Annotated in this window: 10 protein-coding genes; 8 read left to right on the top strand and 2 right to left on the bottom strand. The window is 69.3% G+C overall.

Translation table 11 applies throughout. From position 1 onward, the window contains the following. From ACTS11_RS16950 to ACTS11_RS16915, 8 genes are all read left to right on the top strand, one after another. On the top strand, window positions 1–536 hold a 536-nt coding region (locus ACTS11_RS16950), incomplete at its 5' end, for a MurR/RpiR family transcriptional regulator (RefSeq protein WP_442641473.1). 178 nt (window positions 537–714) lie between these two features. Continuing rightward, window positions 715–1,695 carry a TRAP transporter substrate-binding protein gene (locus tag ACTS11_RS16945; protein ID WP_442641472.1) on the top strand — a complete coding sequence of 327 codons (981 nt, stop codon included), beginning with the start codon at window positions 715–717 and terminating at the stop codon, window positions 1,693–1,695. A gap of 19 nt (window positions 1,696–1,714) precedes the next feature. Beyond that, the gene (locus tag ACTS11_RS16940) at window positions 1,715–2,236 is read left to right on the top strand and encodes a TRAP transporter small permease (RefSeq protein WP_442641471.1); all 522 of its coding nucleotides are present in this window, start codon (window positions 1,715–1,717) and stop codon (window positions 2,234–2,236) included. Next, window positions 2,236–3,522, top strand: coding sequence for a TRAP transporter large permease (locus ACTS11_RS16935; protein ID WP_442641470.1), 1,287 nt, complete (start codon window positions 2,236–2,238; stop codon window positions 3,520–3,522). Before ACTS11_RS16940 ends, ACTS11_RS16935 begins: the two co-directional genes overlap by 1 nt. After that, on the top strand, window positions 3,522–4,184 hold the full coding sequence (locus tag ACTS11_RS16930; protein WP_442641469.1) for an aspartate/glutamate racemase family protein: 663 nt from the start codon (window positions 3,522–3,524) through the stop codon (window positions 4,182–4,184). Before ACTS11_RS16935 ends, ACTS11_RS16930 begins: the two co-directional genes overlap by 1 nt. 76 nt (window positions 4,185–4,260) lie before the next feature. After that, entirely contained in the window at window positions 4,261–5,055 is a 795-nt protein-coding gene (locus tag ACTS11_RS16925; RefSeq protein WP_442641468.1) for an SDR family oxidoreductase, read from the top strand. An 11-nt stretch (window positions 5,056–5,066) separates the two neighbouring features. Further along, on the top strand, window positions 5,067–5,993 hold the full coding sequence (locus ACTS11_RS16920) for a 3-keto-5-aminohexanoate cleavage protein (RefSeq protein WP_442641467.1): 927 nt from the start codon (window positions 5,067–5,069) through the stop codon (window positions 5,991–5,993). A 60-nt stretch (window positions 5,994–6,053) separates the two neighbouring features. After that, entirely contained in the window at window positions 6,054–6,857 is an 804-nt protein-coding gene (locus ACTS11_RS16915) for an aldo/keto reductase (RefSeq protein ID WP_442641466.1), read from the top strand. On the opposite strand, the gene ACTS11_RS16910 is transcribed toward ACTS11_RS16915, so the two are convergent. After that, window positions 6,854–7,201, bottom strand: coding sequence for a hypothetical protein (locus ACTS11_RS16910; RefSeq protein WP_442641465.1), 348 nt, complete (start codon window positions 7,199–7,201; stop codon window positions 6,854–6,856). The two genes, ACTS11_RS16915 and ACTS11_RS16910, sit on opposite strands and share 4 nt — an antisense overlap. A gap of 56 nt (window positions 7,202–7,257) precedes the next feature. Next, the gene (locus ACTS11_RS16905) at window positions 7,258–8,289 is read right to left on the bottom strand and encodes a TerC family protein (protein WP_442641464.1); all 1,032 of its coding nucleotides are present in this window, start codon (window positions 8,287–8,289) and stop codon (window positions 7,258–7,260) included. Between the last annotated feature and the right edge of the window lie 111 nt (window positions 8,290–8,400).

The raw sequence follows: 8,400 nt of genomic DNA, 5'->3' as shown, positions 1-8,400 counted from the left end.
TCGACCATGGCCGCGCCAACCTCGAGCGGACCCTCGCGCAGCTCGACGAGGCCGAGGTCGCGGACCTCGTGGCCGCGATGGTGGCCGCGCCCCGGCTCTGGGTCGTGGGCTTCCGCGCGGGTCAGCCCTTCGCGCGCTACCTCTCGTGGCAGATCATGCAGGTGCGCGCGAACGTCTTCACGCTGCCGAAGGACGGCGAAACGCTGTCCGAAAGCCTCGCGGGTCTCGGACCCGAGGATTGCGTCGTCATCCTCGCGTTGCGTCGACCGCCGAGGCAGCTTGCGGCGCTGCTCGGCGTGCTGCGCGAAAGCGGCGCGCAGACGGCGCTCATCGGCGACCTTCCGGCGCTCGATGCCATGCCCGCGCGCTGGCGCCTTCCCTGCAGCACGGTCGGCAGCGGGCCGCTCTTCGACCACGTGGGGGTGATGGCGATCTGCGGGTTGCTGGCCTCGGGCGCGATCGAGGCCTCCGGCACCGCGGGGCGGGAGCGGCTGCGCGCCATCGAGGACATGCACGATTCCCTCGACGAGCTCTGAGCCCGGCGCCGCGCGAAAACCGTGACCATCGGGCCGGAATTCGCGCTCATCTCTTGGGCGTTCCGGAAACCGCTCCCGCCGAACGAAGAGAAATTAAAATTTCATGTGGTGCCGCACATGAAATCCATCTTGCATGACGCATCGCCTTCATCCCGCCTCCCAAGGAAAGGATCGTGTCATGAGTCTCCTTCGAACCACCGCCCTCGCCGGCGCCGTCCTCATCGCGCTGCCGGGCGTCGCTGCCGCCCAGTCCGTGCTCCAGATCAACTCCTCGCTGCCCGAGGGCTCCTTCGCGCACGTCTTCCTGCAGGAATACGAGACGCGCCTCGAGGCCGCGACAGGGGGCGCGATCGACGTCCAGATCTTCATGGGCAACACGCTCGGCTCCGAGGAGGACGTGCTCGCCGGCCTCGGTCTCGGCACGCACCAGGCCTCGCTCTCGGCATCCGCCGTCGCGCAGATCAACCCGCGCACGGCGATCTTCGACCTGCCCTACCTCTTCGAGGATCGCGCTGCCGTGCAGACCTTCGCGGCGAGCCCGGCGGGCGAGATGCTGGCCGAGGGCTTCGAGGGCACCGGCATGGTTCTGGCCGCGATGTGGGATAACGGCTTCCGCCAGATCACCAACGATGTGCGCCCCATCGTCGTGCCCGCCGACCTCGAGGGGCTGAAGATCCGCACCCCCACCAGCCGCCAGCGCGTCGAGATGTTCAACACCCTCGGCGCCAATGCCACGCCGCTGTCCTTCGGCGAGGTCTATTCCGCGCTCGACCAGGGCGTGATCGACGGGCAGGAGAACCCCGCCCAGATCGTCGAGAGCGCGCGCCTCTACGAGGTGCAGGCCTACATGTCCCTGTCGAACCACGTCTACCTCCCGACCTTCCTGGTGTTCGGCGAGCCCTACCTCGCGGGCCTCGAGCCCGACCTGCGCGACGCGGTGATGACCGTCGCGGCCGAGGTCGCGCCCTGGACCTTCGAGTGGGGCGACACGACGGACGCCGAGGTCGTGGCCGCGCTCGCCGACCGCATCGCGATCAACGAGATCGACTTCGCAGCCTTCCAGGCCGCCGCCGCGCCGCTCTACGAAAGCCCGACCTTCGTGGACGTGATCGGCGCCGACATGATCGCCGCCACGCGCGACGCGCTCGGCATCCAGTGACCGACCGGAGCGCCCGGCCATGACCCGCATCGCCGATATCGTCGACGTGATCGACACCTGGCTCACGCGGCTGCTGGATGCGGCGGTGATCGGGCTGGCCGGGCTGCTCTTCTGCCTGCTGAACTACGCGGTCTTCACGCGCTTCGTGCTGAACGACAGCGTCTCCTGGTCGGAGGAACTGCCTGCCCATATCCTCGCCGTGCTGACCTTCGTCGGCGCGGCCTACCTGACGCGGACCTCCGAGCACCTCGGCTTCGACGCCGTGGTGCGGATCATGCGCCCGGGCCTCAAGCGGGCGGTGATGGCCGGGAACCTGATCCTGATGGCGGGCTTCGGCGCGCTGCTCGCCTGGTATGGCGGCATTGCGGCGGCGAGCTTCGGGAGCCGGATGCTCATTTCCGTCGATCTGCCCATGGGCCTCTTCCGCTGGGCGATGCCGCTCGGCGGCGCGCTCATCGCGCTCATCAGCCTCACGCGCCTCGCCGGTCTCCTGACCGGGCGGGTCGCCCCCGACGACCTTCTTCCCGAAAGCGACGCGTGATGTTCCTCGATCCCGGCTGGATCATCCTGATCCTTCTCGTCGTCCTGCTGATCGCGGGGCTGCCCATCGCCTTCGTCCTCGGCATCACCGCCGCGACGATGATCCTGCTCGACCCCGCCGTGGTGCCGCAGATCATCGGCCTCATCCCCTTCGGCGGCGCGAACAACTACCTGCTGGTGGCGGCGCTCCTCTTCATGATCGCCGGCGAGGTGATGAACCAGGGCCGGATCGCCGAGAAGCTGATCGCCTTCGCCTCCAGCCTCGTGGGCCACATCCGGGGCGGGCTGGCGCATGTCAACATCCTGACATCGCTGTTCTTCTCCGAGATCTCCGGCACCGCCACCTCGGACGCGGCCGCCATCGGATCGGTCATGATCCCGCAGATGAAGAAGCGCGGCTACCCCGCCGCCTTCGCCGCCGCCGTGACCTCGACCTCGGCGACCATGGCGATCATCGTGCCGCCGTCGCTGAACCTCATCCTCTACGCCTACGTGGCCAACGCCTCCATCGCCGAGCTCTTCGCGGCGGGCATCCTGCCGGGCATCCTCGTCTGCGGGCTCCTGATGTTCACGGCCTACGTCATCTCGGTCCGGCGCGGCTATCCGACGGAGGGCGCGTTCCGGTTCCGCCGCGTGATCGAGACCGGAAAGGACGCCGCGATCCCGCTGACGCTGCCGATCCTGATCCTCGTGGGCATCCTCGGCGGCATCTTCACCGCGACCGAGGCCGGCGCCATCGCCGCCTTCTGGTCGATCGTGCTGGCGGCCTTCCTCTACCGCACGATCCGGCTGGGCAACCTGCTCGACACGTTCCGCATCGCGGGCAAGCGCAGCGCGATGCTGATGTTCATCGTGGCGACCTCGACGCTGCTTGGCTGGTACCTGACGAACCAGCGCATCCCGCAGGACATCGCGCAGGCGATCCTCGGGATCTCGGACAACTACTGGGTGGTGCTCGCGGCCATTAACATCTTCTTCCTGCTCGCGGGCACGATCATCCACGGCACCCCCGCGATCCTGATGCTGGTGCCGATCTTCCTGCCGCTGGCCGACCAGCTCGGCATCGACCGCGTGCATTTCGGGCTGATCCTGACGATCAACCTCGGCATCGGGCAACAGACGCCGCCGGTGGCCTCGGTCGTGCTGATCACCTGCGCCATCGCGAAGATCTCCATCGCCAAGATCATCCCGTCGCTGATGTGGTTCCTGCTCGCGATGCTGGTGGCGCTGATCCTCGTCAACGTCTTCCCGGCCATCGTGCTGTGGCTGCCCTCGGTCATCCTGTGATGCGGCTTCTCATCGTCAATCCGAACACGTCGGCGGGCGTGACCGCGCGGATCGACGCCGCGGCGCAGGCGGTGGCGCGGCCGGGCGACAGGTTCACGACCCTCTCCGCGGCATCCGGCCCCGCGCTCATCGTGACGGAGGACGACGCGCGGGCGGCGACGGAGGGCGTGCTGGCTGCCGTCGCGGCGCATCGTGATCCGGTCGACGGAATCGTGCTCGCCTCCTTCGGCGACACGGGCGCGGCCGAGGTGCGCGCCGCGCGGCCGGGCCTGCCCGTGGTGGGCATCGCCGAGGCGGCCTTCGAGGCCGTCAGGCGTGCGGACGCAGCCTTCGCCATCGTGACCTTCGCGCCCGAGGTGGCGCCGCCGCTCCATCGCAAGGCGGAGGAGCATGGCGTGGCGCATCGGCTCATCCGCATCGCGAGCCCTCCCACCCCCCTCGGCCACGACCCGGCGGAGGTGGCCGAACGCCTGTTCGATCCGCTCCTCGAGCTCTGCCGCGATTGCGCCGCCGAGGGGGCCGCGAAGATCGTCCTGGGCGGCGGGCCGCTCGCCGGTCTTGCGCCGCGATTGGAGGCACGCTGCGGAGTGCCCGTGATCGACGGCACGCAGGCCGCCATCGCCGCGATCCGCGCGGCGCGCGTCCGCCGCAGCCGCGCCTGAGGTCCGCATTCTGGACAGCGCCGGCGCGATGATGCTCTAGTCGCGCCTGGGGACGGGAGGCCGGGGGAGGGCGTTCATGGGGTCGGACACGGAAATGCGCCTTCCGGGGCTCGCCGGTCGGCGCGTCGCGGTGACGGCGGGCGGCGCGGGCATCGGCCTCGCCATCGCGCGGACGCTCGCGGGGCAGGGCGCGCGGCTCGCCATCTGCGACGTTGACGAGGCGGCCCTCGCGCGTGCGGCGGCGGAGCTCGGCGCCGAGGTGGCGGAGATCGCAGACGTCTCGGAGGAGGCACAGGTCGATGGATTCTTCTACAAGATAAGGGAGCGGATGGGCGGCCTCGACGCGCTGGTGAACAACGCCGGCATCGCGGGCCCCACCGGCGGCGTGGAGGAGATCGAGCCCGCGGACTGGCGGCGCTGCCTCGACGTGTGCCTGACCGGGCAATTCCTCTGCGCGCGACGCGCCGTGCCGATGCTGAAGGAAGCGGGCGGCGGCTCGATCGTGAACATCTCCTCCGCCGCGGGGCGCTTCGGCTATGCCTACCGCACGCCCTATTCGGCGGCGAAGTGGGGGGTCATCGGGCTGACGCAGAGCCTCGCCAAGGAACTCGGCGGCCACGGCATCCGCGCGAACGCGATCCTCCCCGGCATCATCGAGGGCCCGAGGATCGAGCGCGTCATTGCCGCCCGCGCGGCGCAGGTAGGCGTGAGCCATGCCGACATGACCGAGGAATACGTCTCGCGCATCTCGCTCCGCCGCATGACCCCGCCCGAGGACGTGGCCGCGATGGCCGCCTTCCTGATCTCCGAGGCGGGGCGCAACGTCTCGGGGCAGAGCCTGCCGGTCGACGGCAACCTCGAGAGCCTCTGAAGGGGAACCGAATGACGGGCAAGGTCATCATCACCTGCGCGGTCACGGGGGCGATCCACACGCCTTCCATGTCGCCCCATCTCCCCGTCACGCCCGACGAGATCGCGGAGGCGGCCATCGGCGCGGCGGAGGCGGGCGCCGCGATCCTGCACCTGCACGCGCGCGATCCGGTGACGGGCCGCCCCGACCAGTCGCCCGAGGCCTTCGCCCCCTTCCTGCCGCGCATCAAGCAGGCGACGGACGCCGTCGTGAACATCACCACGGGCGGCTCGCCCTACATGACCGTGGCCGAGCGCGCCGGCCCCGCCGCGCGCTACCGGCCCGAGGTCGCCTCGCTCAACATGGGCTCGATGAACTTCGGGTTCTTCCCGCTGCTGGCGAAGTACACCGAGTTCCGGCACGACTGGGAGCGCGAGCATCTCGAGGGCTCGCGCGACCTCGTTTTCCGCAACTCCTTCAAGGACATCGAGTACATGCTCGAGACCTGCCAGGGCAACGGGACGCGCTTCGAGTTCGAGTGCTACGACATCTCGCACCTCTACAACCTCGCGCATTTCGTGGAGCGCGGCCTCGTCCGGCCGCCGTTCTTCGTGCAGTCGGTCTTCGGGCTTCTGGGCGGGATCGGCACGCATCCCGAGGACGTCATGCACATGAAGCGCACCGCGGACAGGCTCTTCGGCGCGGACCTGCGGTGGTCGGTCCTCGGTGCGGGCAAGGACCAGTTCCGCATCGCGACGCAGGCGCTGTCGCTCGGCGGCAACATCCGCGTGGGCCTCGAGGACAGTATCTGGATCGCGAAGGGGGAGCTTGCGCGGTCGAACGCACAGCAGGTGGAGAAGGCGCGCCGGATCGTCGAGGGGCTCGGCCTGTCGCTCGCGACCCCGGAGGAGGCGCGCGCGATCCTCGGCCTCAAGGGCGGCGACGACGTGGGCTTCTGAGCGGAACGGCGGATGCGCTCGCGGGTTGGGGCAGGAGCCTCACGACACGGGAGCACCGCCATGGACGCCACGACGCGCATTCCCCTCCACACCGGACGGCACATGCCTGTGATCGGCCTCGGGACCTGGAAACTGGCGGAGAACACCGCCGATGCGGTCCTGGCCGCGCTCGACGCCGGCTGCCGGATGATCGACACCGCCGTCGACTACGGCAGCCAGAAGGGCATCGGCGAGGGCCTTGCCCGCTGCGATCTCGACCGGGACGCGGTCTTCGTCGTCACCAAGATCGAGGAGGACGACGATCCGCTCGACGCGATGGAGCGCGACCTCTCCGAGCTTGGCCTCGACCACGCGGACCTGACCCTGATCCACCGCCCGCCGCCCGAGGGCGCGGGCGAGGCGCTCTGGCGCGGGCTGATCGCGGCGCAGCGGGACGGCCTCGTGCGCGACATCGGGGTCAGCAACTACGCCGCGCCGATGCTCGACGCGCTGGCCGAGGCGACGGGCGTGCTGCCGGTCGTGAACCAGGTCGAATGGACCCCCTTCGGCCACGCCCCCGACCTTCTCGAGCATCACCGCGCGCGGGGCATCGTGCTCCAGGCCTATTCGCCGCTCACGCGCGGCGAACTCCTCGACGATCCGCGCCTCGCCGAGATCGCCGAGGCCCAGGGCAGGACGCCCGCCCAGGTCATCCTGCGCTGGAACCTCCAGCGGCGCACCGTGCCCCTGCCCAAGGCCGGTGACATCGGCCATGTCCGCGAGAACTTCGACGTCTTCGACTTCGAACTTCCGGAGGACGCGATGCGCCGCCTCGACGGGCTGGAGCGGCACCATTCCGCGCTGGGCGGCCTCGCCTATGTCTAGGGCGCGATGATCCAGCCTGCGCCGAAGACGGCGAGCATCGCCAGGAGGAAGACGAGCCAGTGGCGGACGAGCCGTGCGGCGGAGTTGCCCTTTGCGGCCCGGGCATGGGCGCAGAAGGCGCATTCGGTCTCGGCGGCCGGAAGCGACAGGCCGCAGGTGACGCAGAGGGCTTCGTTGTCCTCCTCCTCGTGCGCGGGCGGAGGCGCGGGCGCGATGGGCGGCGGCGCAAGCGCGAAGGCGGCGGCCGCCGCGGCGATGGCGCCCGCGGCCAGCAGGTCTGGCGGGACATGCGGCGCTTCGGGCGCGTCGGGATCGGTCGGGGTCCGGTCGAGGGTCGGCGACAAGGTCGGGTCTCCGGGAGAGGCCGGCGCGGGATGCGGCCGGCGGATAGGAGGGGCGATCACGGGCGCGGCTCCGGCAGGGGCTCCGCCAGGGGCTTTGCCAAGGGCTCCGGCAGGGCCGGCGGCAGCCGCCCGCCTGTCTTCCAGAGCGAGAAGGCGACGCCCGCGCCGAGGATCGCGAAGGTGATGCCGAGCGACCAGGCGGGCGGGAACTTCTCCCAGCCCATCAGGTCGGCCACGAAGATCTTCGAGCCGATGAAGACCAGCAGCAGCGAGAGCGCGTACCTGAGGTAGGCGAAGCGGTGCAGGATCGCGGCCAGCGCGAAGTAGAGCGCGCGCAGGCCCAGGATCGCGAAGATGTTCGAGGTGTAGACGATGTAGGGGTCGGTCGTGATCGTGAAGACGGCCGGCACGCTGTCCACCGCGAAGACGAGGTCGGCGACCTCGATCAGCACGAGCGCGAGGAAGAGCGGCGTCGCGAAGCGGGTCAGGCGGCCGGTCTCGGGATGCGGCTTGCGCACGAAGAACGCGTGGCCGTGGATCTCTTCAGTGACGTGCATCCGGCGCTTGAGAAACCGAATCAGGCCGTTCTCCTCGATCTTGTGCTCCTTGTTGGCGACAAAGAGCATCTTGATCCCAGTGAGGATCAGAAAGGCCGCAAAAATGTAGAGCACCCAGTGATACTGGTCGACGATGGTCGCGCCGAGGCCGATCATGATGCCGCGCAGTACGATCACGCCGAGGATGCCCCAGAACAGCACCCGGTGCTGGTATTCGCGCGGGATCGCGAAGAAGCCGAAGATCAGCGCGATGACGAAGATATTGTCCATCGCCAGCGTCTTTTCGACGACGAAGGCGGTCAGGTATTGGGCGGTCGCCTCGGCATCCATCTGCCACCAGATGAAGCCCGCGAAGGACAGGCCGAGGGCGATGTACATGCCCGAGAGCTTCAGGCTTTCGGCGACGCCGATCTCGTGGTCGTCGCGGTGCAGGACGCCGAGGTCGAAGGTCAGCAGCGCAACAACGAGACCAAGAAAGAGCAGCCACATCCAGAGCGGCTTGCCCAGAACCAACAAGAGCAGGAATTCCAAGATCGTGACCTTTCGGCACATCACGCCTGGGAGGTCACGAGCACGAAATTGCGTCAGCGACACCGGGCGGAGAGGTGCGGTCCGACATCACGAAGGGGTTCCGTCGTCAGA

Source organism: Roseicyclus sp., from assembly GCF_052168335.1.
In the GTDB taxonomy this organism is placed as follows: domain Bacteria; phylum Pseudomonadota; class Alphaproteobacteria; order Rhodobacterales; family Rhodobacteraceae; genus Roseibacterium.
The sequence above is the reverse complement of the archived record's forward strand: the minus strand, read 5'-3'. Positions and strand labels throughout refer to the sequence as shown.